Here is a 25,237-nt window from a genome sequence, read left to right as displayed (position 1 = left end):
ACGTTGGCGATACTTCATCTTGGGCACTCCAATCCATCTCATAGATTAAAGTGTTGCGTCGACCTGTTGAACCCACCCCGCTTAGCTGACGTTTGGCATTCAACTTATGAGGCGTTTTTAAGCCCCACGAAGTTTAGTTATCGTCGTGGTTGGAGAAATTGCTTCGGGGTCGATTTTGATGTGGATGATTGAAGGTTTTTCTGCTTTTCGGGCGCGGTCGAAGGCGGCGGCAAAGTCTTGGGTTTTTTCAACTGTTTCGCCGTGGCCGCCATAGGCGCGGGCAAGGGCGGCGAAGTCTGGATTGACAAGATTGGTGGCTGAGATACGGGCGGGGTAGTGCTTTTCTTGGTGCATGCGGATGGTGCCGTAAATGCCGTTGTCGACCACTAAGGTGATGATGTTCGCGCCAGATTGCATAGCGGCGCCGAATTCGTTGCCGGTCATTTGAAAACATCCGTCGCCTGCAAAACAAATCACGTCGCGGTTTGGGTGGCGCAGTTTGCCCGCGATGGCGGCAGGCAGGCCGTAGCCCATGGAGCCAGAAGTCGGGGCCAGTTGGGTGCCAAATTGTTTGAAACGCCAAAAGCGGTGCAGCCATATGGCGTAGTTTCCCGCGCCGTTGGTGAGGATCGCATCATCAGCAAGATTGTCACGTAGATTGGACATGATCTCGCCCATTTGCACGCCGCCAGGTGTTTTTGGAAGTTCATCTGTCCAACTGTGATACTCGTTGTTTGCTGCTTTTGCAGCACCTGTATCTGGCCGAGTTGGCATGTCAGATACAGTGTCGAAGAATGCGCCCGGCGTGGCGTTGATCGCCAAAGTCGGCGTGTAAATACGACCCAACTCTTCTGCGCCGGGATGAATATGGATTAAGGTTTTACCGGGGTTGGGCATGCCCAAAAGTGAAAAGTTCTGGCTTGGGTTTTCAGAAAAACGTGCGCCGAGTAAAATGACGCAATCACTGTTTTCGATGCGGTCATTAAGGGCTGGGTTAATGCCCAAACCGACGTCACCTGCGTAGTTTTGATGCGAATGATCAAACAATTGTTGACGGCGGAAAGAGCAACCTACGGGCAGATCATGCTTTTCGCTGAAGGCTTGCAGTTGGGCGACGGAGGTTTCATCCCAGCGGGAGCCACCCGCAATGATGATGGGGTCTTTTGCAGCGGTCAAAAGTTCGGCAAACTTGTCCGCCGCTTTTTTTGTCGGGGCGGGTTCGGCCACTTCGATAAAGATGCAGGGTTCCACGTCGACTGTATCGCGCAACATGTCTTCGGGCAGCGCCAAAACGACGGGGCCTGGGCGGCCACTCATGGCGATATGATAGGCGTGGGCGATGATTTCAGGGATGCGGGACGCGTCGTCAATTTCTTCGACCCATTTGGCAAGGTCGCCAAAAGTTTGGCGATAATCAACCTCTTGGAAAGCTTCGCGGCCTTTCATTTCGCGGCCAATTTGGCCGACGAATAGGATCATTGGGGTGGAATCTTGTTTCGCGACATGTACGCCAGCTGCCGCGTTTGTAGCACCGGGGCCACGGGTGACCATGCAGATGCCAGGGCGACCAAGCATTTTGCCGTCGGCTTCGGCCATGATCGCTGCACCGCCTTCATGGCGCGACGTAACTACATCGATATTGCTGTCATGCAGTCCGTCTAAAACGGCCAGATAGCTTTCGCCGGGTACACAAAACACGCGGTCAACGCGCTGTGCCTCAAGGCATTTCACCAAAATTTCGCCGCCGGTCATTTTTGCCATTTTAGAATGGTCCTATTTGTTGTTTTTCAGTTCTGCCAAAATCTCAGCCCGGTGCTGATCTATTTTTGGCGAAGCTTGGTTGAGCGTTAGTTCCGCATCGGAAAAAGTGATTGGAGTGCGCACGCCTGGTACGCCACCTAAATCAAGCTGCATGCCACGGGCCACAACTTGTGGGTCAGCAAAAACCTCATCAATATTGTTGATGGGGCCGGCTGGCACGTTGCAATTGTGCAGCGCTTCCAGCAATTTCCATTTGTCCCATTTGGCGAAAGACTGGGCCAGAATGTTGGTCAAAGCGTCGCGATGGATTTGGCGTGCAGAGTTTGTGGAGTAGGCTTCGTCCGTTGCCAAATGATCAAGCTCGAGCAAATGGCAAAGGCGCTGGAATTGACCGTCATTACCGACGGCCAAAATGATGTGACCATTTTCCACTTCGAGAACTTGGTAGGGCACAATATTGGGGTGGGCGTTGCCCATACGCAGCGGGGCAACGCCAGACACCAAATAGTTCATCGCTTGATTGGCGAGCACACCAACCATTGAGTCCAAAAGTGCCAAATCGACCTGTTGCCCAAGCCCCGTGCGTTCGCGTTGCCAAAGGGCCGCTTGAATGCCGATAGTGGCGTAAAGTCCAGTGATGATATCCGCCAGAGCGGTGCCGATTTTTTGCGGCTCGCGTCCGGGTTCACCCGTGATCGACATCATGCCGGACATGCCTTGTACGATGAAATCATAGCCGGGTTGGGCGGCATAGGGACCGGTTTGGCCAAAGCCCGTGATGGAGCAATAGATCAGGCGCGGGTTAATGGATTTAAGGGTTTCATAATCGAGGCCATACTTTTTGAGGCCATCGAGTTTGAAATTCTCGACCAAAATGTCGGACTGCTTGACCAGTTCGATCACGACATGACGGTCAGCTTGCTCTTTGAAATTCAAAGCGATTGAGCGTTTGCCCCGATTGCAGGCGTGAAAATAGGCGGCGGACTTATCGTCCTCGCGTTCCACAAAGGGAGGCCCCCATGTGCGGGTATCGTCGCCATTTGGCGATTCTACCTTAATCACATCGGCACCAAGATCGGCCAAGGTTTGGCCAACCCAAGGGCCAGCCAAAACACGGGCAAGTTCGAGGACCTTAAGCCCTTCAAGCGGCTTGTTCATTAAAAGAAGGCCTGCAACCCGGTTTGCGCGCGACCCAAGATCAACGCGTGAACATCGGCAGTGCCTTCATAGGTATTCACCGTTTCAAGGTTGATCATGTGGCGCATCACTTCGAACTCGTCAGAAATGCCATTGCCGCCGTGCATATCACGGGCCATGCGCGCAATATCCAGTGCTTTGACGCAATTGTTGCGCTTCATCATCGAGATCATTTCGGGCGCTGCATTGGCTTCGTTCATCAGGCGGCCAACGCGCAATGAACCCTGCAGGCCGAGCGTAATATCCGTTTGCATGTTGGCCAGCTTCATTTGGAACAATTGCATTTGCGCCAAAGGCTTGCCGAACTGCTTGCGCTCCATGCCATAGCGGTTTGCTGCATGCCAACACGCTTCTGCTGCACCCATAGCACCCCAAGAAATGCCATAACGTGCGCGGTTCAAACAGCCGAATGGTCCTTTAAGACCCTGAACATGGGGCAGCAATGCGTCTTCACCAACTTCGACATTCTCCATGACGATTTCGCCGGTGATCGAAGCGCGAAGTGAAAGTTTGCCGCCAATTTTAGGGGCAGAAAGACCCTTCATGCCTTTGTCCAAAACGAACCCACGGATTTTATCATCGTGCGCATCTGACTTTGCCCACACGACAAATACGTCTGCGATCGGGCTGTTGGAAATCCACATTTTCGTGCCGTTGAGCACATAGCCGTTTTCTGTTTTGGAGGCACGGGTCAGCATGCCGCCGGGATCGGAGCCAGCATCAGGTTCGGTGAGACCGAAACAGCCGATTAGGTCGCCGGAAATCAGACCGGGCAGATATTTTTGACGTTGTTCTTCAGTGCCGTAAGCATAAATCGGATAGATGACCAAAGACGACTGAACTGACATCATCGAGCGGTAACCACTGTCGACCCGCTCAACTTCGCGAGCGATCAAGCCGTAAGCAACATAGCCCATGTCAACGCCGCCATATTCCTCAGGGATCGTCGATCCCAACAGTCCCATGTCGCCCATTTCTTTGAACAGGGCAGGGTCTGTTGTTTCTTCGTTATAGGCTTCACGCACACGCGGTCGCAGTTTTTCATCAGCAAAAGCGCGTGCTGTTTCTTGCACCATGCGCTCTTCTTCGGTGAGTTGGTCATCCAACCGAAATGCGTCTTGCCAAGTGAAGGACCCAAGATCTGGGCGGTCTTTATCACGAATGCTGGGGCGGTCTGTGCTCACATTGATACCTATATGTCGGTTATTTTATACTTGAACTATCTTATCAGATGGAGGGTGCAATATGCCAATCAAATAATCGCATTAGTTCATGCGCAAAATGAATTTAGGTTTTTGAGATAGAATGCTGCTTGACGCTTGTTTGGCTCAGCATCATATTTAGGGGATATTCGCGGGTGTAGCTCAATGGTAGAGCAGCAGCTTCCCAAGCTGACGATGAGGGTTCGATTCCCTTCACCCGCTCCAGTTATTTTCTTTATCCTTGCGGGATATACTGGACAAGAGGTAAGTCTTTCAGACTTTAATCTATTCAAGCAATTGGTGTTGGTTCGTTTTTGTTTGGAAATGTCACCCAACAGTGAACCTAGTCTTTACATATTCTTTTTAGGATACTTGAGAAAACAGTAGCAATCTCGTCAAGACGCGCGCCATATGTGGCGTGTTTTCTGTCCATAAAATTTGGATCATTACAGGATTCGATTGAACCATAGAAATAATCGTTCTGGATACTGGTTTTTGCACAATGTTCTAAAGCCATTGCGCACTTTTTGGCCAGCACCATGGCCTCTGGACTACCTAGCTCGACTAGGTTTAACTCATTTGTTGCCTTGCGGGCGACAAGACTCATTTTCCCGATTTTTTGATTTATCTCAGCCAGTCGCGCCAGCGTTTCTTGACGTGTTAGGGGCGCTGGATTTTTGAGTTTTTTGCCATTTTTGTCGCGCGTTGTTAGAGCAAACGGCTTGCCGGGGCCAATGCCATTTGCTGCAAGGCTCTTTGTTAGGCTCTTTTTTATTGCAGAAAACATGATTCTGACACGCTAGGATTTTCCAATTTGGTAATACGAAAAAATACGACCGAAATGGCTAACGAATTGTTAATTTAAAGAATATCTTTCAGTTATATTTCAATTTCTTGTATATTTCAGATGTAATTAGTGTTTTCGCTTTGAGTTAATTTTACCAAACGATTAAATTTAAAGAGTTACATCATATCAACCAGCAACTACAATTATATATTTGATTTATACTATGCTTAAACGTCAAGCCAACTGACTTGAATAAAGAAATCAATCACTTGCGTGGATGAAAACCGATCAGTTGGGATGGGGTGTAGCAGCAAGGACATGACGTTTCCATTCGCCTTTCTCAAGGCATGCGGAAACGGTTTTGCAATACAACGTCGCTTAGGTCGCGTCATGCAAAACCGATTTTTGGTACAGTTGTGCTAGGCTCAGAAGGTCGCTGGCACAAATGAACAACAATAAAGGCGCAGACTATTTCCGGTGGTCTGGATGCATTGAGTGCCCAAGTATATGGTCTGACCGGCCGATTACATCGTTGCTGGAGCCTACAATAAGAGGGTCAGGACCATTGACCACATGGTGGTCTTTGTTTGGATAATCCAAGCTTGAAAGGAAATGCCTGAGGCAATTGAGACGGGCGCGTTTTTTGTCGTTGGATTTTACAATGACCCAAGGGGCGTCAGCGGTGTCTGTGTAAAAGAACATTGCCTCTTTTGCCTCGGTGTAATCATCCCATTTGTGCAAGGATGCTTTATCAATCGGTGACAATTTCCAGCTTTTTAGTGGTTCGCGACCGCGCGATTTAAAGCGACGAAGTTGTTCTTCTCGGGTAACTGAAAACCAGTATTTGAACAAATGAGTACCAGAACGGGCGATCATGCGCTCAAATTCTGGGCATTGGCGCATAAATTCTAGATATTCGCCTGCAGAACAAAACCCCATCACACGCTCAACGCCAGCACGGTTGTACCATGAACGGTCAAATAGGACGATTTCCCCAGCGGAAGGTAAGTGTTTGACGTATCGTTGAAAGTACCATTGGGACTTTTCGCGATCTGTGGGTTTTTCCAAGGCGACGACATGGGCACCGCGTGGGTTCAAATGTTCCATGAACCGTTTGATGGTTCCACCTTTGCCTGCCGCATCGCGACCCTCAAATATCAGTACGAATTTTTGACCTGTTTCGCGGGCCCATTCCTGAACTTTTAGCAATTCAACTTGAAGTTCGGCTTTTCGCTTTTCATAAGTGTCGCGCGCAATTTTTTTGGCATAGGGATATTCTCCATACTCAAATGCTTGTCGAATGGCTTCTGGATCTTTGCGTAGCCGGGCGAGGCGATGCCGAGCGTCTTCAATTTGTGATTCAACTGCTGCGGTAAGCTCGTCTGCTATGTGGCCATTTTCCAATGGCATCGGCTGTTCATTTTCTTTTGTCATATATTACTCCCCTCCTGAAAACCTGGAGAGGAGTATATGTCAGTTTAGTGACACTCCGCCTTGAGGGAGATCAATCTTAGATCAGCTTAGAACGTTTTAAATGTAAGCGTTGTCAGCGAGCGCGAAATGTCGGGGATATCCAGAATTTTGTCGTTGAGGAACATGCCCACATCTTCCCCTTCGGGGATGTAGATTTTCATCAACAAGTCAAAATCCCCACTGGTGGAATAAAGCTCAGAGGTGATCTCTCGCTCATAAATGGCTTCCGCCACCTTATAGGTTTTACCCGGCGCGCATCGCAATTGTACAAATACACAAGTGGTCATAGCTCAGTCCTCACATGCCAAAGTTCGGGGAACAGTTCCACATCTAACATGCGCCGTAAATATGATACGCCGCCAGTGCCCCCGGTTCCCCGTTTAAATCCAATAATTCTTTCAACTGTTGTAACGTGATTAAACCGCCAGCGGCGGAAATAATCTTCAAAATCAACAAGCTTTTCAGCCAACTCATATAATGACCAATGGTTGGCGGTGTCTTGATAAACCTTTTTCCAAGCAAGCTGCACACCTTCGTCGGCCTCATGCTGGTCGCTGACATCTCGGTTGAGCACTTCGCTGGGTATTTCAATGCCGTTGCGGGAGAGCAGTCGAAGCGCTTCATCATAAAGGCTTGGTATTGCAAGTTCAGATTTGAGAAGCGCATACACCTCTTCTTTGTGCGCATGAGGTTTGAGCATCGCTTTATTGCGGTTACCCAAAATATATTCCACCTGCCGATATTGGTGGGACTGGAAACCTGACGACTGGCCAAGTGTGTCGCGAAATTCGGTATATTCGGAGGGCGTCATTGTGCGCAAAACGTCCCAAGCATTGTTGAGCTGTTCAAAGATGCGCGCGACCCGCGCGAGCATTTTAAATGCGGTGGGCAAATTGTCGGTTTTGAGTGCTTCGCGTGCCGCATGAAGCTCATGAATGCCAAGGCGCATCCACAATTCAGACGTTTGGTGTTGGATGATGAACAACATTTCATCATGCGCTGACGAGAGCGGATGTTGTGCGCTTAGTATTTTATCGATTTGCAAATAATCACCATAGGACATGCGCCCATCAAATGACATTTGAGCGCCTTCAAGCGCTGGGTTGTATGGCTCTGTTGGTTTAGACATTTTGTGCGTCCTGTTTGAACTTTAGCGTTGCTAAATGGGAAATTGAATTTCTTCAATGTTCAAACAGTGCGGGCACCCCGTGGAATGCCAAAACGGCTTTCATCTGTCACATACCAATCTGGCGCAATGGTGCATTGCTGCCGCCAATTATTGGTGATGTGACCAGATGAAGATCGCATAAATCAAGTTACCCGTGAACGTTGATTGTATTCTGGCTTATCCCAAAGCTTATTGTCGAGAACATTCGCCAGAATTTTAACGGCTGCGACAACGTCACCCTCATCAATATATAAGGGCGTGAAGCCGAACCGCATATTGTTTGGTGCTCTGAAATCGCCAATAACCCCATGGGCAACAAGCGCCTGCATCGCGGCGTAACCATCGTCAAATTTGAACGTGATTTGCGAACCGCGATTTGTGCCCTCACGTGGGCTATTCAGTGAAAGGGAAGGGCAATGTTGTTCGACTTGTGCGATAAACAAATCACATAATTCGATCGACTTTTGCCGCACCTCTTTCATCGTCACCATGTCCCAGATATCAAGCGAAGATTCTAGAGCGGCGAGTGCGATTACTGGTGGTGTGCCCACCCGCATGCGTTCAATACCTGCGCCGGGACGATAATCAATATCAAAAGCAAATGGTGCTTCGTGTCCAAGCCAGCCAGAGAGTGCTGGGCGGATTTTTTCTTGGTGTTTTGGGGCAACATAAATGAAAGCTGGTGCGCCGGGGCCACCATTGAGATATTTATACGTACAGCCGATGGCAAAGTCAGCATTGCAGGCCGCTACATCCACCTCAACCGCGCCAGCAGAATGCGCCAAATCCCAAATCACTATGATCCCCAACGCTTGTGCTTTTGCGGTGAGCGCTTTCATATCGTGTTTGCGGCCCGTGCGATAATCCACTTCGGTGAGCATCAATACGGCGATGTCTTCATTGAGCGCAGCTTCAACTTTTTCGGGATCAGCGAGACGTAGTTCGTGACCGTTATCCAAAGACTTGAGCAGCCCATCGACCATGTAAAGATCAGTGGGGAAATTGCCATTATCCGAGAGCACGATTTTGCGGGATTTGTTCAAATCAAGTGCCGAAGCTACGGCCTGATAGACCTTGATCGAAAGCGTATCGCCCATCACAACTGAACCTGATGGCGCGCCGATCAGTTTACCGATCCGGTCGCCAATACGGGAGGGCTGGCCCATCCAGTCGGCTTTGTTCCAGCCGGTGATTAGCAGGTCTCCCCATTCCTTTGTCAACATGTTGCTGACATGGTCGGGCGTTGCTTTGGGCAACGGGCCCAACGAATTGCCGTCCAGATAAATAACCCCTTCGGGCAAATGAAACATGGATTTAGTTTTTGAAAAAATGCTCATGGACTAGCTTGCTCTAAGTTGGAAACGCTGGATTTTACCGGTCTGGGTTTTTGGCAGAGTATCGGTAAATACAATTGAGCGCGGATATTTATAGGGGGCAATTGTTGCCTTAACGTGCTCTTGCAACCGTTTGATGGTGTCGTCGTCTTTCGGGACATCGTCCACCAGCACAATATGGGCTTGCACGACATTGCCGCGCTCCTCGTCTGGTGCGCCGATCACGGCACATTCCACGACATGGGGATGGGATAAAAGTGCTGCTTCAACTTCTGGCCCGGCAATATTGTACCCTGACGAGATGATCATATCATCGTTGCGCGCTGCGAAATGGAAGTAGCCTTCCTCGTCTTGCATAAAGGTGTCGCCGGTAATGTTCCACCCATCAATCACGTATTTTGCCTGACGGTCATCTGCCAAATACCGACAACCTGTTGGCCCGCGAACGGCGAGGCGACCGGGCTCTCCGCGTGGCATTTCATTCATGTTATCATCGACGACTTTTGCTTCGTAGCCGGTAACCGGGCGTCCCGTACATGCGGGTTTTGCGTCCTCAAACCGATTGGTGATGAAGATATGCAGCATTTCAGTGGCACCAATACCGTCAAGCATCGGCTTGCCCGTTTTTTGCTGCCATTCGTCGAACACGGGGGAAGGCAATGTTTCCCCTGCGGAAACGGCACAGCGCAATGTGGATAGGTCTGCCCCTTCATCCATTGCCCGCATCATGGCGCGATAGGCGGTGGGGGCGGTAAAGCAGATCGTGGCTTTATGGGTTTCGATGATTTCGATCATGTTGGCCGGGGAGGCTGTTTCGAGCAGTGTCGCGGTTGCGCCAAACCGTAAGGGGAAAATCGCCAAACCGCCGAGACCAAAGGTAAAGGCTAAGGGCGGTGAGCCAACAAATACGTCGTCTGGCGTGACGCCTAGAACCTCTTGCGCGTAGCCATCTGCGATCATCAGTAAATCCCGATGGAAGTGCATGGTGGCTTTAGGCTCGCCAGTTGTGCCTGATGTAAAGCCCAATAGGGCAACATCGTCGCGGCCTGTTCGGACGGTTTCGAATTTTACCGATTTTCCCAAGGCCACTCGGTCCAGTTCCGCATCATGATTTGCGGTGCCATCAAAGCTTACGATTGTTTGCAAGAATTTTGAGGTTTTGCCACAAGCAACGATTTCATCCATCATGCGGCTATCGCAAAGCGCGATGCTGATCTCGGCTTTATCGACAATTGCCGACAATTCGCCTGCACGCAGCATCGGCATCGTATTTACGACGACCGCGCCAGCTTTGGTGGCAGCTAGCCAGCACGCGACCATCGCCGGGTTGTTGGCTGAACGGATCAAAACGCGGTTGCCCGGTTTTACGCCGTAATCTTCGACCAACGCGTGGGCCAGTCTGTTGGTCCAATCCGCGAGTTCTTTATAGGTGCGTTGGCGGCCATTGCCAATCAAGGCGACATTGTCGCCAAAGCCTTTTTCCACCATGGCGTCGGTCAGAATGCGCCCGACATTCATGTGTTCTGGATAGGCAAAGTCTTCGGTTAAGAAGACCGGCTGCGTTTCGACGGGGGGCAAATTATCCCGCGCGAATGTATCGGTGTGTCCGGATGGTCCCAGCTTCATTTGATCTCCCCCAATGCTTGACGCGCAATGACGATTTTTTGGACGTCAGATGCGCCCTCATAAATGCGCAATGCGCGGATTTCGCGGTATAGGCTCTCCACAATGGAGCCCTTGCGCACCCCATCTCCCCCGTGGATTTGCACGGCCTTATCAATAACGGTTTGAGCTTTGTCGGTGGCATATAGTTTGGCCATTGCCGCCTCGCGGGTTACCCGCGCCGCGCCCATATCTTTGGCCCATGCGGCGCGATAAACCAGCAAAGCTGAAGCATCAACATCAAGTGCCATATCAGCAATGTGGCCTTGTACCATTTGCAGATCAAAAAGTGGTGCGCCAAACAATTCACGGTTTGATGCACGATGTAATGTTTCATCAAGCGCCCGACGCGCAAAGCCGAGGGCTGCTGCCCCAACAGTTGAACGGAAAACATCCAACACTGACATGGCGATTTTAAATCCTTGCCCCGGTTGCCCAATCATTGCAGACGGCGGCAATTGCATGTCGGTGAATTTGATCCGCGCCAACGGATGGGGTGCCACAACGTCAATGCGTTCAGCGATCTCTAACCCATCGGTATCCGCAGGCACTAAAAATGCGGATAGGCCTTTGGCTCCGGGTCCCTCACCAGTGCGGGCAAACAGCACATAGACATCGGCGATGCCGCCATTGGATATCCATGTTTTCTCGCCATTTATGACATAGTGATTGCCGATTTTTTCGGCGCTACATTCAATATTCGCGACATCAGAACCGGATTTTGGTTCGCTGAGGGCAAAGGCGGAAAGTGCTTTTCCGGTGCGTGTTTTTTCCAGCCATTCGCGTTGTTCTGGTGTGCCGAAAAGTGAAACTGCCCCCATGCCAAGACCTTGCATGGCGAAGGAAAAATCGGCCAAGCCATCATGACGGGCGAGTGTTTCGCGGATAAGGCAAAGGCTGCGCACATCCAGCTTTTCATCTTCCCCGGCACCGGTATGTTGTAAAAATCCAGCCGCACCTAAATCGGCGACCAGCTTTACACAAGCTTTGTCGACGTCAGTGTGATCAACAGGCAAATTGGCTTCACACCACGCTTCAAGTTCAGTTGAGAGGGCGCGATGTTTGTCTTCGAAAAACGGCCAATTGAGGAAACTCTTGTCTGACATTAGTCGCCCTCAAATACTGGCTTTTCTTTTTTTACAAAAGCCAAGTATGCGCGTTCAAAGTCTTTGGTTTGCATGCAAATGGCTTGGGCTTGGGCTTCAGACTCTATAGCCTGGTCCAAGCTCATATTCCATTCTTGGTTCAACTGCGTTTTGGTGATGCCGTGGGCAAAAGTGGGACCGGATGCAATGCGCTGTGCCATTTTGATGGCGGCGGCTTCAAGGTCGTCGGCATTATGAAGCGCATTGAAAAATCCCCAATTCGCGCCTTCTTCAGCACTCATGGAACGTCCAGTGTAAAGCAGTTCTGCGGCTCGGCCCTGACCGATAATACGAGGCAGCATGGCACATGCCCCCATATCACAACCTGCAAGACCGACACGGGTGAACAGGAATGCCGTTTTGGCCTCGGATGTTGCAAGGCGTAAATCAGAAGCCATGGCGATGATTGCTCCAGCACCCACGCAAACGCCGTCGATGGCAGAGATGATAGGTTTGCCGCAATGGATCATCGATTTAACCAGATCCCCAGTCATGCGGGTAAAGGCTAAAAGTTCTTTCATGTCCATATTGACCAAGGGGCCAATAATGTCGTGAACGTCGCCGCCCGAACAAAAGTTTCCACCATTTGAAGCGAAAACTACAGCGTCTACATCTTCGGCATAAACCATTTGCCGGAAAGTATCGCGCAGCTCCGCGTAGCTCTCAAAGGTGAGGGGGTTTTTGCGTTTTGGGCGATGGAGATTGATAATGGCGACACGGCCATCCATGCGCCATGCGAAATGTTCAGGCTTAAGATCGCTCATTGTGACGGGTTTCAATGTTCGTCCTCCCGCACTTTGGATAGAATTTCGATGAAGTGAGCGATTTCGCTTTCATCGATTTCTTTTAGATGTTCATTGAGCCAACGCTCATGCTCGGCGGCCATTTCAGCAAATTTTTGAATGCCTGATGGTGTAAGGCGCACGAGCGTTGCGCGTTTGTCGCCCTTGACCTGGACACGCATCACAAAATTCTCTTGCACCAGCCGATCTATGATGCCGGTTACATTGCCGTTGGAAACCATCAATTGCTTGGAGAGTTGGCTCATGCGCAATCCGTCGCGTGTGCGGTCAAGCATTGCCATCACATCAAAGCGGGGCAATGTTGAATGAAATCCAAGCCGCAGTTCCTCGCGCAATTCATTTTCAATGAACCGCGTGGTTTTAAGCATTTGCAACCAAAGGCGTAAACGCTGCTTGCTCACGAGCTGGTCTTCAAGTTTTTCATTTGCCACGCTCATATTTCGCCCCCTGAAATTGAAATGGCTTGTCCATTGATACCTTCGGAGCCGTTGCCGCAAAGCCAAAGGGCTGCGGCGCTGACTTCTGCAGGTTCGATTAAACGTCCCTGTGGATTGTTCTTCGCGATCGTAGCACGCGCTTCATCTTCGCTCATGCCTGTTTTTTCGACGATGGTGGCAACCGAGCGGTCAGTCATTTCGGTGTTAAGAAATCCGGGGCAAAGTGCGTTGACCGTTATGCCTTTTTTCGCAACTTCAAGGGCCAAGCTCTTGGTGAGGCCGATGACACCATGTTTTGCTGCTGAATAGGGCGCGACATAGGAATAGCCGCACAAGCCTGCGGTTGAAGCCACTGAAATGAGGCGGCCCCATTCCTTGCCATTCATGTTGATCAGTCCCTCTTTGAGGGTGAGAAATACACCTGTCAAATTGACAGCGATCATTCTATTCCAACTGTCTAAATCGGTTTTAACGAGCGGTGCGCTTTCGGCGGCTCCCGCATTTGCAATCACGATGTCCATCGCACCGATTTGGTCGAACATGGACTTTACCGATGTTTCGTCTGTTACGTCTGCGGTAACCGCTGAAATTTGATGATGGTTGGAGGCTACTTTTTCGAGCGAATTTGTCGTGCGGCCTGAGATGAAAACGCGCGCGCCCTGTTTGGCAAAAGCCAGCGCCATATCTGCGCCAACGCCTGTGCCACCACCGGTAATCAGAACTGATTTATCGCTCAAACTCATACTTTGATCCCAATGCCCTCTGCTCGCTCAGCCAATCGCATCATTTGGTCACGGCCCGGGTGGTATGGGGCTGGCCAATTGCTGGCATTGTCGCCCAGCGCCGCCGCCGCATGTAATGTCCAGTATGGATTGGCAAGGTGGGGTCGTGCAAGGCAAACTAGATCTGCGCGTCCAGCCATTAGGATAGAGTTGACATGATCAGGCTCATAAACGTTGCCCACCGCCATGGTTTTTAAGCCGGTATCGTTGCGGATACGGTCCGAAAACGGGGTTTGGAACATGCGCCCATAAACGGGTTGCGCGTCGATTGAAGTTTGCCCGGCTGAAACGTCAATAATGTCGATGCCGGTTTTAGCGAATAGTTTGGCGATTTCGACCGCTTCTTCTGGAGTAACGCCGTCCTCGCCAACCCAATCGTTGGCGGAAATACGCACTGACATTGGCTTGTCTTTTGGCCAAGCCGCGCGCATGGCGTTCGCAACTTCGAGCGGGTAGCGCATGCGGTTTTCTAGGCTGCTGCCATATTCGTCCGTGCGGTTATTCGATGTTGGGGAGATGAAAGAAGAAATCAGATAGCCGTGGGCCGCGTGCAGTTCGATCATGTCAAAACCTGCCCGGTCTGCCATTTCAACAGAGGCAACAAACTGGTCTTTGACCATATCCATGTCTGCGCGGTCCATGGCTTTGGGCATGGCATTGTTTTCAGACCAAGGAATGGCGGATGCTGACATAAGCGGCCAATTATTGTCTTTAAGCGGCGCGTCCATTTCCTCCCAGCCAACTTGGGTCGACCCTTTGCGGCCCGAATGGCCGATTTGGCAGCAGATCTTCGCGTCAGTTTCTTGATGCACAAAGTCAGTTATCCGTTGCCACGCGGCCTCATGTTCGGGTGCATAAAGGCCGGGGCAACCCGGCGTGATGCGACCTTCGGGCGACACGCAGGTCATTTCCACATAAATAAGTCCCGCGCCGCCTTTGGCTCTTTCTGCATAGTGCGCAAAGTGCCAATCTGTGGGGCAGCCTCCTTCGGCCTTATATTGGGCCATTGGAGAAACGACGACGCGGTTTTTTAGGTCCATTTCACGCAGTTTGAACGGAGCAAACATTGGCGCGCGATGGGAATGCGGAGCGCCAGCTTGGGCCTGAAACCAAGTTTCAGCCGACTTTACCCACTCTGGATCACGCAAGCGCAGATTTTCGTGGCTGATGCGCTGTGACCTTGTGAGTAGTGAGTAGTTGAATTGCACGGGGTCTAAATCCAGATAGCGCTCGACTTGTTCGAACCATTCCAAAGAATTGCGCGCAGCAGATTGAAGGCGCAAGACATCCAAGCGGCGTTCGTCTTGATAGCGATCAAATGCGGCTTCCATGTTTGGTTCTGTGTGCAACAGGTTGGCCAAAGCGATGGCGCTATCAAAGGCGAGGCGTGAGCCGGAGCCGATGGAGAAGTGGGCGGTTGCGGATGCGTCGCCCAACAGGACCACATTTTCATGGTGCCATTTTTCGCACAGGACCCGTGGGAAGTTCATAAACACAGCGGAGCCACGCAAATGATCTGCGTTGGACATTAATTTGTGTCCATCAAGATGGTCAGCAAATAGCTCTTCACATTTCTCGATTATTTGTTGCTTTGACATATGTTCAAAGCCGATTTTGTCCCAGGTGTCTTGCTGGCATTCAACAATTACCGTGGCGGTCTCATCGTCAAATTGATAAGCATGAACCCAGACCCAGCCATGTTCAGTTTTCTCAAAAATGAAGGTGAACGCGTCATCAAATTTTTGGTGTGTGCCAAGCCAAATGAATTTGCATTCTCTCACGTCGATATTGGGTTTGAAATGCTCAGCATAATGCTGGCGCACGGGCGAGTTTATGCCATCGCATGCAACGACTAAATCGTAATCTTTTTGGTATTTCTCAACATTTTCGACATTGGTCTCGAATTGCAAATTAACGCCGAGTTCTCGCGCACGTTCCTGCAAGATGAGCAGCATTTTCATGCGACCGATACCTGCGAACCCGTGGCCAGAAGACACAGTTCTGTGTCCATCATGCACGACGGCAATATCGTCCCAATAGGCAAAACTTTCGCCGATTTTTTCTGCAGATTTGGGGTCGTTTGTGCGCAAATTGTCTAAGGCATCGTCGGAAAGTACAACGCCCCAACCAAACGTATCGTCCGCTTTGTTGCGTTCAAATACTGTTATGTCCGCTTCGGGCTGGCGAAGTTTCATTGAAATGGCAAAATAAAGGCCAGCTGGACCGCCGCCAAGACACGCAATCTTCATTAATTCCTCCCGAAAAATTTCAACCATGATTGCATTCAGATAAATATATTTCAAGCTCAAAATTTTATGCTTGAAGTATTTTTCTAATCATGCCTGAATGTGGGTGAAGATGGGGCTGTAAATTTCTCTACCTTGCTTGCAAATAGGTTGGGATTGGGCAACCAATAAGGAATGATGGACTTGATGGAATTGCCGCAAATCAACGACTGGGACGATGCTTATGCCAACGGCGCTTATATCGAAGGTGCCGAGGCGTATCCCGCGCGGTGGGCGGTGTCGGCTCAGGCATTTCGTGACCAGCTTTTGGGTGAAGGTCGAGCCCAGTTGGATGTTGAATATGGTTCTGCCGAGCGGGAAAAGTTTGACTTATTTTTGCCAACACAAAAGCCCAAAGGTCTAGCGGTTTTTGTGCATGGTGGCTATTGGATGGCATTTGATAAATCCTCTTGGTCGCACTTGGCACAAGGCGGTTTAGATAATGGGTGGGCCGTTGCCATGCCCAGTTATACTCTTGCGCCAGAAGCGCATTTGACGCGTATGTCGATGCAGATCGCAAGCGCTACTACAAATGCGGCGGCTAAAGTTGATGGGCCGATCAGGTTATCGGGACATTCAGCAGGTGGGCATCTGGTTACCCGCCAGATTTGTGCGCAATCGCCATTGGCCGCCAACATTCAGGAGCGGATTGAAAAGGTGGTTTCAATTTCGGGGTTACATGATTTGCGACCGCTCATGAAAACACAAATGAATGAAAAGCTGGTGCTTGATGAAGATGAGGCCATTGCAGAAAGTGCCGCTTTGCAACGCCCAATGGCAGGTGCAGACTTGATATGCTGGGTGGGTGCGAATGAGCGTCCTGAGTTTTTGCGGCAAAACAAATTACTCGCAAGCATTTGGGCTGGATTTGACGTCAGTACGGCGTGGCACGAAGCGGGGCAAAAACATCATTTCAATGTCATCGAAGATTTGACTGATGCGCGGTCTGATTTGACGCGCCATTTTGCGCCTTAACGGCTTATTGCTGGATATTTTAATATTGAAATATATTGGAATTCATGCAGACTAAAAGGGGATGAGATAGGGAAATAGGGGCTTTGATAAGGTCGGCGACGCAATGTTTACAGGTTTGCGACGGACTGATTTTGATAACCATCAAACAGCGATCCCTCATTCTAATCTCGTTCTTTGAACAATTGCTCTTCTTGAGCAATTCTAATGGGAGGAAACAATGAAACAATTGAAAAGCTTGACTGCAAGTGCGCTGGCTTTGTCGCTGGCAGCGACAAGTATGGCTTATGCAGGCGGTGCCAAAATCGGGATGATCACGACATTGTCCGGCGGCGGTTCTGGCCTTGGTATTGATGTACGCGACGGCTTTATGTTGGCGATCAACCAGTCTGACAACAAGGAAGTTGAAATCGTTATTGAAGATGATGCGCGCAAGCCAGAACTGGCGGTGCAAATTTCAGACAAAATGATCCAAAGCGAAAAAGTGGATATTTTAACTGGCATTATCTGGTCAAATTTGGCCATGGCAGTTGTGCCGTCAGCAACGGCGCAGGGCAAGTTCTATCTTTCGCCAAATGCGGGTCCATCTCCGCTGGCGGGTAAAGGTTGTCACCCAAACTATTTCAACGTTGCGTGGCAAAACGATAATTTGCATGAAGCCATGGGTGCTTATGCAAATGAAGAAGGGTTTAAAAACTCTTATATCTTGGCACCGAATTACCCAGCAGGCAAAGACGCTCTAACCGGCTATAAACGTTTTTATAAGGGCGAGTTGTCTGGCGAAGTTTATTCCAAGCTTGGTGCAACGGACTATGCTGCTGAAATCGCACAAATCCGCGCTTCTGGCGCCGATAGCGTGTACTTCTTCTTGCCCGGCGGCATGGGTATTGCGTTCATGAAGCAATATGCAGCGTCTGGTGTTGATATTCCAGTAATGGGCCCAGCATTCTCGTTTGATCAAGGTATTTTGGGCGCGGTTGGCGATGCAGCACTTGGTGTACGCAACTCTTCGCAGTGGTCAAAAGACATAGACAATGAGGCGAATGTTGAGTTTGTGGCTAGCTTCCAAGAAGCGTATGGCCGTTTGCCATCACTTTATGCAAGCCAAGGGTTCGATACTGCAAACCTTATTCTTTCAGCGCTAAAAAGTGCTGATGTAAGTGATCAGGATGCATTCCGTGCGGCGCTTAAAGCTGCGGAATTTAGCTCTGTGCGTGGTGATTTCAAGTTCGGCAATAATCATCACCCCATTCAGGACATTTATGTTCGTGAAGTGGTCAGGGAAGGCGACATTTTGACAAATAAAATTCTGGGTGTTGGTCTTGAAGATCACCAGGACGCCTATGCGGCTGAGTGCAGCATGTAACTTTCGTTGTGCGGGGCTTTTTGCCCCGCACACACTTATTTCAAAGGCCGAAAAGAAATCTTCATGACAAGTGTGCTGTTTTTTGAGCAACTGTTGAACGGGCTGCAATTTGGTGTAACGCTGTTTTTAATGGCGGCCGGATTAACACTTGTGTTCGGCGTGATGGGGCTGATCAACCTTGCCCATGGCTCACTATATATGGTTGGTGCTTTTGCGTGCGCTTCGGTTGCCGCTGCGACAGGTTCGTTTTGGCTTGGCCTTATCGCCTCGATTGTTGCAGCCGCGTTTGCCGGCGCGATTATTGAGATGACCATTATTCGCCGACTTTACGACAGGGACCATCTTGATCAAGTGCTTGCGACATTTGCGCTGATCCTGATTTTTTCTGAAGGATGCCGATTTATATTTGGCTCGTTTCCATTGTTCTTGGATGTACCAGCTATATTGGCAGGTCCCATTATGCTGCCGGGCGGTTTGCCTTACCCGATTTATCGCCTTTCAATCATCGTCGTTGGCGGTTTGGTGGCGCTCGGGCTTTATCTGCTGATTGCAAAAACACGTCTTGGTATTCGCATTCGCGCTGGGGAATCTGATCGCGAAATGATCGCAGCGCTGGGGGTGGATATACGCACTCTTTATACAATTGTATTTGCATTGGGCGCCGGGCTTGCTGGCTTTGCCGGAGCGTTGGTTGGGGCATTGCAATCAGTGCAAGTGGGTATGGGCGAACCCGTTCTCATCTTGGCGTTTGTTGTGATCGTTATTGGCGGTATCGGGTCGATTAAGGGCGCACTGATCGCTTCAATTTTGGTCGGAATTGTTGATACAGTTGGCCGTATATCATTGCCTTCTTTGTTCAGCATTTTTATGGACCCGAGCGCTGCAAGTTCGGTTGGCTCGTCACTTTCGTCCATGCTGATTTATGTGCTTATGGCCGTCGTTTTGATTTTCAAGCCTGAGGGGTTGGTATCAAACAATGGCTAATCTCACACGCGAAATGCTGGTCAATATTGCGCTTACAATTGGGATGCTGGCATTCCCTTTTATTGCGATTGCTATAGATGAGCCATTTTACATAACTCTGGCGACCCGGGTTGCTATTTTAGGGCTAGCTGGTGTCGGCTTGAACTTTGCATTAGGCACTGGTGGGTTGGTTTCGTTTGGTCATGCTGCGTTTTTCGGTATTGGAGGATATGCGGCTGGCATTTTAGCCAGTCATGCCCTTAATTATACGCCGCTGATGGAAAGTCCCTTTTTGATTGAGGGGACAAATCAAATGTTGATCATTTGGGTTGTCGCGATCATCTTTTCTGGGATGGCGGCCTATTTGATTGGGCTTTTAAGCCTGCGCACGTCTGGTGTTTATTTCATCATGATCACCTTGGCGTTCGCGCAAATGTTTTACTATTTTGCGATTTCTTGGCCTGCTTATGGGGGAGAGGATGGACTTTCCATCTATGTGCGAAACGCATTTCCTGGTGTGAATACTCTTGATCCACAAAGCTTTTATTTCATCTGCTTGGGTTTACTTTTGGGCGGAATTTGGCTTTCGGCGGTACTTAAGAACTCAAGGTTTGGCGCAGCTTTACAGTCTGCTCGCCAGAATGAAGAACGGCTGGCTGCCGTTGGTGTCCGGCCCTTCAATATTAAACTCACAGCCTTTGTTATTTCAGGCATGATGACCGGGTTGGCTGGTGCATTGTTTGCCGATCTTAATCGGTTTGTTTCACCCTCGATGATGTCGTGGCACATGTCCGGTGAGATCATGATTTTGGTCATTCTTGGTGGCGTTGGCCGCCTTTATGGGCCGTTGGCTGGCGCCATTATTTACATCTTGTTTGAATTTATCTTTGGCGGGATGACGGAGCATTGGCAGTTCTTCTTAGGGTTGGTGTTGTTGGGCGTTGTACTGTTCGCACGCGGCGGCATCATCGGCCTCATCGCGGGAAGGGCACGTCATGACTAAAATTGAGACTGGCCTGGTGCTTGAGATCAAAGACCTTAACAAGAGTTTTGGTGCGCTAAAGGCCACGGACGGCGTATCCTTGACCTTGAATTCGGGAGAAATCCACGCGCTGATTGGCCCGAACGGCGCTGGCAAATCAACGTTGATAAAGCAAATTTGCGGGGGCCTTGCTTCGGATAGCGGGAGCGTTGTTTTTTGCGGTCAGGATATGGCGGGTTTGGACGTTGCCGAGCGCGCCCAGTTGGGGCTTGGTCGTACGTTCCAAATTTCATCCGTGATTTTGGAATTTTCAGCGCTGCGCAATGTCATGTTGGCCGTGCAGGCCAACGAAGGCACGAGCTATCGGTTTTTCAAGAGTGTTCGAAAAGACCAGATTTTGGTTGGCCGGGCGATGTCGATCCTTCGCCAAGTTGAGTTGGATGGACGAGAAAATGTAAGCGCTGCGGAATTGTCGCATGGTGAGCGTCGCCAGTTGGAAATCGCGCTTGCGCTGGCATTAGAACCCAAAGCGTTTTTGTTGGATGAACCAATGGCGGGTTTGGGACCCGACGGGAGCAAAAGGCTCATTGCGTTCTTGGACGAGTTGCGCCATGAAGCCCCGATCCTATTGATTGAACACGATATGGATGCGGTGTTTGCGTTGGCAGACCGGATTTCTGTTTTGGTTTACGGGCGCATTGTTGCCAGTGGTTCGGTGGAAGAAGTTCGCAATGATCCTCATGTGCGGGAAGCCTATTTGGGGGAAACCGCATGAGTGAGCTTTTGAGGATCGAAAATATTGAGGTTTTTTACGGCCCGTCTCAAGCATTGTTTGGGGTTGATCTGAAAATGGGTGAAGGCGAAGTTGTGGCTCTTATGGGCCGCAATGGAATGGGTAAAACCACCACCATTCGAACCCTTTGTCGAATGTCACAGCAAAAGCGCGGTGACATATTTTTTGCCGGGCACAACATTGCCAAATTGCCATCCCACAAAGTCGCGCAACTAGGTGTTGGATTGGTGCCTGAAGGGCGGCGCTGTTTCCCCAATTTGACGGTTGAAGAGAACCTAGTCGCCGCAGCACGGGGCGATGTTTGGACGTTGGAAAAAGTCTATGCGCTATTTCCGCGATTGGAGGAGCGGCATGTTCAGCTGGCAAACACGCTTTCGGGTGGTGAACAGCAGATGTTGGCAGTCGGACGTGCATTGATGACCAACCCCAAATTGTTGGTGTTGGACGAAGCGACAGAAGGGTTGGCACCTGTTATCCGAACAGAAATTTGGAGCGCGGTCAAAGAGCTGAAGGCTGCGGGTCAATCGATCTTGATCGTTGATAAAACCTTATCCGAACTGCTGCCTTTGGTGGATAAATGTGTGATCCTGGAGCGAGGCCGAACGGCCTGGACGGGAACGCCTGATGCGCTGACTGACGAGTTGGCTGATCGGTATTTGGGGATTTAATATATGGCAACGTACATCTATGAGCAGCGCGTAATGTTTCAGCATTGCGACCCGGCGCAGATCGTTTTTTACCCGCGCTATTTCGAGATGGTGAACGCGACCATTGAAACGTGGTTCGAAAAGGTTGCGCTATATTCATATGTTGAAATGTTCAACAATGCGGATAGTGGTGTGCCGACAGCTGCGATTGAAGCACGTTTTCATGCGCCAAGTCGTTTGGGTGATTTGCTTCATTGGCATTTGAGTGTGACCAAGCTTGGCAATTCAAGCATTTCATTTGAAATTGAAGCCAAAGCGGCTGATGAACGGCGCGTGAGCGTTTCAACGACCCTTGTGCATATCGATGCACAAACAGGAAAATCGTCCCCGTGGCCGACCAAGGCGCGGGCAAACATTACAAAATTCATGGAAGATCAATGATGGCGAACATAATTCTACACCCTAAGGGCTGGAAACCAGCCAAAGGCTATGCGAACGGCGTGATTGGTGAAGGACGCACGGTTTATGTGGGCGGACAAATTGGTTGGAATGGCGATCAAGTTTTTGAAACAGACGAGTTTATCGAACAGATGCAGCAAGCCCTGCGCAATATCGTAGATGTTGTGGCGGAGGCAGGTGGAGAGCCTAAAGACATCGTTCGGCTGACTTGGTTTGTTACCGACAAAAGGGAATATGTGGCCAAGCAATCCGAGATTGGCGCTGCATACCGTGAAGTCATGGGTTACAACTTCCCAGCGATGACCATGGTGGTGGTTGCGGATTTGATTGAAGACAAAGCAAAAATCGAGATTGAAGCGACTGCGGTTTTGCCAAACTGATATTTTAAAGTTGGCGCTTGCTTTTGAATAAGGTTTGGTTGGGCGTTTCGCCAAATGCTTCGCGATAATCTTGCGAGAACCGGCCTAGATGTTGAAAACCTAATTCGCCAGCCAAGCGGGTAATGGTTTGGTTAGGTGTGGCTGCCATCAATATATGGCGCGCCCAGCGCAAACGCTCCAAGCGTAACATCTGCATGGGTGTGACTGAAAATTGGCTTTTGAAGCCATATTGCAAGGCACGGGGGGAGGCACCCGCGGCTTTTGATATGTCTTCAAGGGTCAGCTCTTCCTTGAAATTGGCTTTGATAAAATCCATTGCCCTGGAGATTTGTGCAGAAGCGACATTGTGCGGCGCGGCATCGAAAAAGCACTGAATGTTGCTTGGCAATGCCTCAAGCAATTCATGGATCATTTCACTTTTGCCGATTGGGTTTTCACCCTGTTCTGCTGCGCGAAACATGTCGCGGATTTTTTGGCGCCAGATTTTGAGTTGGCTAGATTTCATGCGGATGGCGGGTTCGAACCGGATTGGAGCCGTAAGGTGACGGCCTAGATATGTCTGTGCTTCATGTTTCATGCGGCGGGCATCAATTTGCAAAAGCAGCATTTCGCAGTCTGCATGCCAGACCATTTTGGTTTTTAGGTCGGGGTTAAGAATGGTTGCAAACTCCGTTGTGCTTTCAACCATTTGATTGCCGTTGGTGATTTCGGCTGTGCCGGACAATGGGATTTGGATGAGATAGAATTTTTCAAGTTCACCGGGCTCAATTTCCACCTTGCCGCCATAGCGCATGTAATTAAAGCTCATGTCGTCTGCCGCGAAATGATTGTGCACCACATCAAGCGGTGTTCCCAACCCCTCAAGGTCCAGCCGGTGGGCGCAATATTTCTGCGCAACCTGTTCGCGCGCGCAATCCAAATCGTCAGATCGGAACAATCTGTGATTGGCGAGTGGCTCGCGAATAGAGTTTTTGAGCAGCGCGGTGTGATCGCGTGCATTTTGCGTTTTCTGGATAGACACCTCCCCGTATCTGACCTTTAGTTTAGACATAAAATAAAAAATGATGCAATCGGCACATAGGAGGGGACAATGGCAAACCGGAAAAAGGTTGCGGTAATTGGGGCAGGGGTGAGTGGTCTTGTCACCGCAAAAACGTTTAAAGAAAAAGGGCACGACGTAACGTTGATCGAGCGCAGTCACGATTTGGGCGGGGTGTGGGAATTATCGCGTTCATATCCTGATGTGCAGACCCAAAGCCCAAAAGACTTATATCGCTATACGGACAAGGCGATGCCAAAGGACTATCCTGAATGGCCAAAAGGGCCGCAGGTGCATGCCTATTTGAACGACTATGCTGCTGACCACAATCTACGGGACTTAATCCGTTTCAACACAGGTGTAAGCGGCATGGCGCGTCGTGCTGATGGGGCCGCTGGGTGGACACTTTCAATTGTTGATGGTGATGGCAGACAAACATATGAAGATTTTGATTTTGTCTCTGTTTGTACTGGGCAGTTCAGCGAAAAGAACATTTTGACCCATCCGGGCCAAGAGGCGTTCGAGGCGCAAGGCGGACAGGTGATGCATTCGTCTGAATATACGGACCCGGATATTGTGAAAGGCAAAGACGTTACGGTTTTGGGATTCTCAAAATCAGCAACTGATATTGCCGTAAATGCTGTGAAATTCGGTGCGAAGTCCGTCAATATTGTTTATTTGAAGTCCGTTTGGCGCATACCCTATTTTATTGGTGGGCTGATCAACTTTAAAAACATTCTATACATCCGCAAGCAGGAACAAATGTTTCCTAGCTGGGGGCTAAATCCGATGCAAAAGTTTGCGCATGTAATTGCCAAACCTTTTGTATGGGCCAACTGGCGTGGGCTAGAAGCGTTGCTGACGATGCAGCTAAAGCTGAACAAAACCGGACTTAGACCCAAGATCAAAATTGAAGACGAGATCAATTGTTCAGTGCCAATCGTAACCCCGGGTCTGTTCGACATGATCGCCGACGGGCGAATAAAGGCCATCAAAGGCACTTTCAAAGAATATGAGGGTGATCAGGTTGCGTTGTCTGGCGGCGAACGTGTGAAAACCGATTTGGCCATTTTGGCTGTCGGATGGAAGCTCGGCGTGCCTATTTTGCCGCAAAAATTTAAGGAAAAACTGGTCGAAGAGGACGGGCAATATAGGCTTTACCGGATTATTGCCAACCCTGACCTGCCAGATATGGGCTTTGTCGGGTTCAACTCCTCTTTTTGTACGGTGTTATGTGCCGAATTGGCGGCGAATTGGTTGGTGCGCTATGCGGATGGCAAATTGGCCAAGCAGCCGACAGCGTCACAGATGAACCAAAACATTGAGATGATGCTCAATTGGAAACGGCACATAAAACCATCAGCCAAAGTGTATGGTGGCTTGTGTGTCGCCCCTTATCACTTCAAGCATTTTGATGAATTGCTGGATGATATGGGCGCGAAGATAAAGCATCGCAATCCAATTGCAGAAAACTTAGCGCCGCCCAACGCTGATGCTTATCGGGAGTTTTTGAATTCGACCCCGGACTATCAAGTCAGTTGATCGACGTAACACTTAGCCGTCGCGCATGTGTTGCGACGGCAGCCCTAACAAAATGGAG

Annotated in this window: 24 protein-coding genes and 1 tRNA gene; 10 read left to right on the top strand and 15 right to left on the bottom strand. The window is 49.9% G+C overall.

The window, feature by feature from the left end; genetic code table 11:
* Positions 1-117: 117 nt before the first annotated feature.
* Genes ACSHWX_RS13015 through ACSHWX_RS13005 form a run of 3 tightly spaced genes read right to left on the bottom strand, consistent with a single transcriptional unit; the run spans position 118 to position 4,142 of the window.
* On the bottom strand, positions 118-1,761 hold the full coding sequence (locus tag ACSHWX_RS13015; RefSeq protein WP_435668654.1) for a thiamine pyrophosphate-binding protein: 1,644 nt from the start codon (positions 1,759-1,761) through the stop codon (positions 118-120).
* Positions 1,762-1,773: 12 nt separating this feature from the next.
* Positions 1,774-2,919 carry a CaiB/BaiF CoA transferase family protein gene (locus ACSHWX_RS13010; protein ID WP_435668653.1) on the bottom strand — a complete coding sequence of 382 codons (1,146 nt, stop codon included), beginning with the start codon at positions 2,917-2,919 and terminating at the stop codon, positions 1,774-1,776.
* On the bottom strand, positions 2,919-4,142 hold the full coding sequence (locus tag ACSHWX_RS13005; RefSeq protein ID WP_435668652.1) for an acyl-CoA dehydrogenase: 1,224 nt from the start codon (positions 4,140-4,142) through the stop codon (positions 2,919-2,921). Before ACSHWX_RS13005 ends, ACSHWX_RS13010 begins: the two co-directional genes overlap by 1 nt.
* 169 nt (positions 4,143-4,311) lie before the next feature.
* Here ACSHWX_RS13005 and ACSHWX_RS13000 point away from each other — a divergent pair.
* Positions 4,312-4,385: transfer RNA gene (locus ACSHWX_RS13000), tRNA-Gly, on the top strand.
* Between the two features lie 118 nt (positions 4,386-4,503).
* Here ACSHWX_RS13000 and ACSHWX_RS12995 read toward each other — a convergent pair.
* From ACSHWX_RS12995 to ACSHWX_RS12945, 11 genes are all read right to left on the bottom strand, one after another.
* Positions 4,504-4,947 carry a hypothetical protein gene (locus tag ACSHWX_RS12995; protein WP_435668651.1) on the bottom strand — a complete coding sequence of 148 codons (444 nt, stop codon included), beginning with the start codon at positions 4,945-4,947 and terminating at the stop codon, positions 4,504-4,506.
* Between the two features lie 468 nt (positions 4,948-5,415).
* Positions 5,416-6,381, bottom strand: coding sequence for a polyphosphate kinase 2 (gene ppk2, locus ACSHWX_RS12990; RefSeq protein WP_435668650.1), 966 nt, complete (start codon positions 6,379-6,381; stop codon positions 5,416-5,418).
* An 86-nt stretch (positions 6,382-6,467) separates the two neighbouring features.
* The gene (locus tag ACSHWX_RS12985) at positions 6,468-6,707 is read right to left on the bottom strand and encodes an Lrp/AsnC ligand binding domain-containing protein (protein WP_435668649.1); all 240 of its coding nucleotides are present in this window, start codon (positions 6,705-6,707) and stop codon (positions 6,468-6,470) included.
* Positions 6,704-7,549, bottom strand: coding sequence for a tryptophan 2,3-dioxygenase (gene kynA / locus ACSHWX_RS12980; RefSeq protein WP_435668648.1), 846 nt, complete (start codon positions 7,547-7,549; stop codon positions 6,704-6,706). Before kynA ends, ACSHWX_RS12985 begins: the two co-directional genes overlap by 4 nt.
* A 182-nt stretch (positions 7,550-7,731) precedes the next feature.
* On the bottom strand, positions 7,732-8,925 hold the full coding sequence (kynU, locus tag ACSHWX_RS12975) for a kynureninase (protein WP_435668647.1): 1,194 nt from the start codon (positions 8,923-8,925) through the stop codon (positions 7,732-7,734).
* Between the two features lie 3 nt (positions 8,926-8,928).
* Positions 8,929-10,548, bottom strand: a complete 1,620-nt coding sequence (locus ACSHWX_RS12970) for an AMP-binding protein (RefSeq protein ID WP_435668646.1) — start codon at positions 10,546-10,548, stop codon at positions 8,929-8,931.
* Positions 10,545-11,690: an acyl-CoA dehydrogenase family protein gene (locus tag ACSHWX_RS12965; RefSeq protein WP_435668645.1), complete on the bottom strand. Its 1,146-nt coding sequence runs from the start codon at positions 11,688-11,690 to the stop codon at positions 10,545-10,547. Before ACSHWX_RS12965 ends, ACSHWX_RS12970 begins: the two co-directional genes overlap by 4 nt.
* On the bottom strand, positions 11,690-12,493 hold the full coding sequence (locus ACSHWX_RS12960) for an enoyl-CoA hydratase family protein (RefSeq protein WP_435668644.1): 804 nt from the start codon (positions 12,491-12,493) through the stop codon (positions 11,690-11,692). The genes ACSHWX_RS12965 and ACSHWX_RS12960 overlap by 1 nt, the downstream gene beginning before the upstream one ends.
* An 11-nt stretch (positions 12,494-12,504) precedes the next feature.
* Positions 12,505-12,969 (bottom strand): MarR family winged helix-turn-helix transcriptional regulator, encoded by a 465-nt coding sequence (locus tag ACSHWX_RS12955; RefSeq protein ID WP_435668643.1) that lies wholly within the window; start codon positions 12,967-12,969, stop codon positions 12,505-12,507.
* Positions 12,966-13,712, bottom strand: a complete 747-nt coding sequence (locus tag ACSHWX_RS12950; protein ID WP_435668642.1) for an SDR family NAD(P)-dependent oxidoreductase — start codon at positions 13,710-13,712, stop codon at positions 12,966-12,968. Before ACSHWX_RS12950 ends, ACSHWX_RS12955 begins: the two co-directional genes overlap by 4 nt.
* The gene (locus ACSHWX_RS12945) at positions 13,709-16,000 is read right to left on the bottom strand and encodes a bifunctional salicylyl-CoA 5-hydroxylase/oxidoreductase (protein WP_435668641.1); all 2,292 of its coding nucleotides are present in this window, start codon (positions 15,998-16,000) and stop codon (positions 13,709-13,711) included. The genes ACSHWX_RS12950 and ACSHWX_RS12945 overlap by 4 nt, the downstream gene beginning before the upstream one ends.
* Positions 16,001-16,183: 183 nt before the next feature.
* On the opposite strand from ACSHWX_RS12945, the gene ACSHWX_RS12940 reads away from it, so the two are divergent.
* From ACSHWX_RS12940 to ACSHWX_RS12905, 8 genes are all read left to right on the top strand, one after another.
* Positions 16,184-17,011, top strand: a complete 828-nt coding sequence (locus ACSHWX_RS12940) for an alpha/beta hydrolase (protein WP_435668640.1) — start codon at positions 16,184-16,186, stop codon at positions 17,009-17,011.
* Positions 17,012-17,228: 217 nt separating this feature from the next.
* A complete protein-coding gene (locus ACSHWX_RS12935) occupies positions 17,229-18,374 on the top strand; it encodes an ABC transporter substrate-binding protein (RefSeq protein ID WP_435668639.1) in 1,146 nt (381 codons plus the stop codon).
* Between the two features lie 63 nt (positions 18,375-18,437).
* The gene (locus ACSHWX_RS12930) at positions 18,438-19,358 is read left to right on the top strand and encodes a branched-chain amino acid ABC transporter permease (RefSeq protein ID WP_435668638.1); all 921 of its coding nucleotides are present in this window, start codon (positions 18,438-18,440) and stop codon (positions 19,356-19,358) included.
* Complete coding sequence (locus ACSHWX_RS12925) at positions 19,351-20,340, top strand: branched-chain amino acid ABC transporter permease (protein WP_435668637.1); 990 nt, start codon at positions 19,351-19,353, stop codon at positions 20,338-20,340. Before ACSHWX_RS12930 ends, ACSHWX_RS12925 begins: the two co-directional genes overlap by 8 nt.
* Entirely contained in the window at positions 20,333-21,094 is a 762-nt protein-coding gene (locus ACSHWX_RS12920; protein WP_435668636.1) for an ABC transporter ATP-binding protein, read from the top strand. Before ACSHWX_RS12925 ends, ACSHWX_RS12920 begins: the two co-directional genes overlap by 8 nt.
* Positions 21,091-21,780, top strand: a complete 690-nt coding sequence (locus ACSHWX_RS12915; protein ID WP_435668635.1) for an ABC transporter ATP-binding protein — start codon at positions 21,091-21,093, stop codon at positions 21,778-21,780. Before ACSHWX_RS12920 ends, ACSHWX_RS12915 begins: the two co-directional genes overlap by 4 nt.
* A gap of 3 nt (positions 21,781-21,783) precedes the next feature.
* Positions 21,784-22,200, top strand: a complete 417-nt coding sequence (locus ACSHWX_RS12910) for an acyl-CoA thioesterase (RefSeq protein ID WP_435668634.1) — start codon at positions 21,784-21,786, stop codon at positions 22,198-22,200.
* Positions 22,200-22,598: a RidA family protein gene (locus ACSHWX_RS12905; protein ID WP_435668633.1), complete on the top strand. Its 399-nt coding sequence runs from the start codon at positions 22,200-22,202 to the stop codon at positions 22,596-22,598. The genes ACSHWX_RS12910 and ACSHWX_RS12905 overlap by 1 nt, the downstream gene beginning before the upstream one ends.
* A 4-nt stretch (positions 22,599-22,602) precedes the next feature.
* Here ACSHWX_RS12905 and ACSHWX_RS12900 read toward each other — a convergent pair whose 3' ends face one another.
* On the bottom strand, positions 22,603-23,619 hold the full coding sequence (locus ACSHWX_RS12900) for an AraC family transcriptional regulator (protein WP_435668632.1): 1,017 nt from the start codon (positions 23,617-23,619) through the stop codon (positions 22,603-22,605).
* Between the two features lie 69 nt (positions 23,620-23,688).
* On the opposite strand from ACSHWX_RS12900, the gene ACSHWX_RS12895 reads away from it, so the two are divergent.
* Positions 23,689-25,179, top strand: coding sequence for a flavin-containing monooxygenase (locus ACSHWX_RS12895; RefSeq protein WP_435668631.1), 1,491 nt, complete (start codon positions 23,689-23,691; stop codon positions 25,177-25,179).
* Positions 25,180-25,237 lie beyond the last annotated feature (58 nt).

Origin of the sequence: Maritalea sp., from assembly GCF_051251695.1 — a bacterium.
Classification (GTDB): domain Bacteria; phylum Pseudomonadota; class Alphaproteobacteria; order Rhizobiales; family Devosiaceae; genus Maritalea.
This window is presented reverse-complemented; position numbering and strand designations above follow the sequence as displayed.

Excerpts from the sequence above, each read along its gene's own strand:
- ACSHWX_RS13015 (WP_435668654.1), bottom strand. The coding sequence starts at position 1,761 with ATGGCAAAAATGACCGGCGGCGAAATTTTGGTGAAATGCCTTGAGGCA.
- ACSHWX_RS13010 (WP_435668653.1), bottom strand. The coding sequence starts at position 2,919 with ATGAACAAGCCGCTTGAAGGGCTTAAGGTCCTCGAACTTGCCCGTGTT.
- ACSHWX_RS12995 (WP_435668651.1), bottom strand. The coding sequence starts at position 4,947 with ATGTTTTCTGCAATAAAAAAGAGCCTAACAAAGAGCCTTGCAGCAAAT.
- ppk2 (WP_435668650.1), bottom strand. The coding sequence starts at position 6,381 with ATGACAAAAGAAAATGAACAGCCGATGCCATTGGAAAATGGCCACATA.
- ACSHWX_RS12985 (WP_435668649.1), bottom strand. The coding sequence starts at position 6,707 with ATGACCACTTGTGTATTTGTACAATTGCGATGCGCGCCGGGTAAAACC.
- kynA (WP_435668648.1), bottom strand. The coding sequence starts at position 7,549 with ATGTCTAAACCAACAGAGCCATACAACCCAGCGCTTGAAGGCGCTCAA.
- kynU (WP_435668647.1), bottom strand. The coding sequence starts at position 8,925 with ATGAGCATTTTTTCAAAAACTAAATCCATGTTTCATTTGCCCGAAGGG.
- ACSHWX_RS12970 (WP_435668646.1), bottom strand. The coding sequence starts at position 10,548 with ATGAAGCTGGGACCATCCGGACACACCGATACATTCGCGCGGGATAAT.
- ACSHWX_RS12965 (WP_435668645.1), bottom strand. The coding sequence starts at position 11,690 with ATGTCAGACAAGAGTTTCCTCAATTGGCCGTTTTTCGAAGACAAACAT.
- ACSHWX_RS12960 (WP_435668644.1), bottom strand. The coding sequence starts at position 12,493 with ATGAGCGATCTTAAGCCTGAACATTTCGCATGGCGCATGGATGGCCGT.
- ACSHWX_RS12955 (WP_435668643.1), bottom strand. The coding sequence starts at position 12,969 with ATGAGCGTGGCAAATGAAAAACTTGAAGACCAGCTCGTGAGCAAGCAG.
- ACSHWX_RS12950 (WP_435668642.1), bottom strand. The coding sequence starts at position 13,712 with ATGAGTTTGAGCGATAAATCAGTTCTGATTACCGGTGGTGGCACAGGC.
- ACSHWX_RS12945 (WP_435668641.1), bottom strand. The coding sequence starts at position 16,000 with ATGAAGATTGCGTGTCTTGGCGGCGGTCCAGCTGGCCTTTATTTTGCC.
- ACSHWX_RS12940 (WP_435668640.1), top strand. The coding sequence starts at position 16,184 with ATGGAATTGCCGCAAATCAACGACTGGGACGATGCTTATGCCAACGGC.
- ACSHWX_RS12935 (WP_435668639.1), top strand. The coding sequence starts at position 17,229 with ATGAAACAATTGAAAAGCTTGACTGCAAGTGCGCTGGCTTTGTCGCTG.
- ACSHWX_RS12930 (WP_435668638.1), top strand. The coding sequence starts at position 18,438 with ATGACAAGTGTGCTGTTTTTTGAGCAACTGTTGAACGGGCTGCAATTT.
- ACSHWX_RS12925 (WP_435668637.1), top strand. The coding sequence starts at position 19,351 with ATGGCTAATCTCACACGCGAAATGCTGGTCAATATTGCGCTTACAATT.
- ACSHWX_RS12920 (WP_435668636.1), top strand. The coding sequence starts at position 20,333 with ATGACTAAAATTGAGACTGGCCTGGTGCTTGAGATCAAAGACCTTAAC.
- ACSHWX_RS12915 (WP_435668635.1), top strand. The coding sequence starts at position 21,091 with ATGAGTGAGCTTTTGAGGATCGAAAATATTGAGGTTTTTTACGGCCCG.
- ACSHWX_RS12910 (WP_435668634.1), top strand. The coding sequence starts at position 21,784 with ATGGCAACGTACATCTATGAGCAGCGCGTAATGTTTCAGCATTGCGAC.
- ACSHWX_RS12905 (WP_435668633.1), top strand. The coding sequence starts at position 22,200 with ATGGCGAACATAATTCTACACCCTAAGGGCTGGAAACCAGCCAAAGGC.
- ACSHWX_RS12895 (WP_435668631.1), top strand. The coding sequence starts at position 23,689 with ATGGCAAACCGGAAAAAGGTTGCGGTAATTGGGGCAGGGGTGAGTGGT.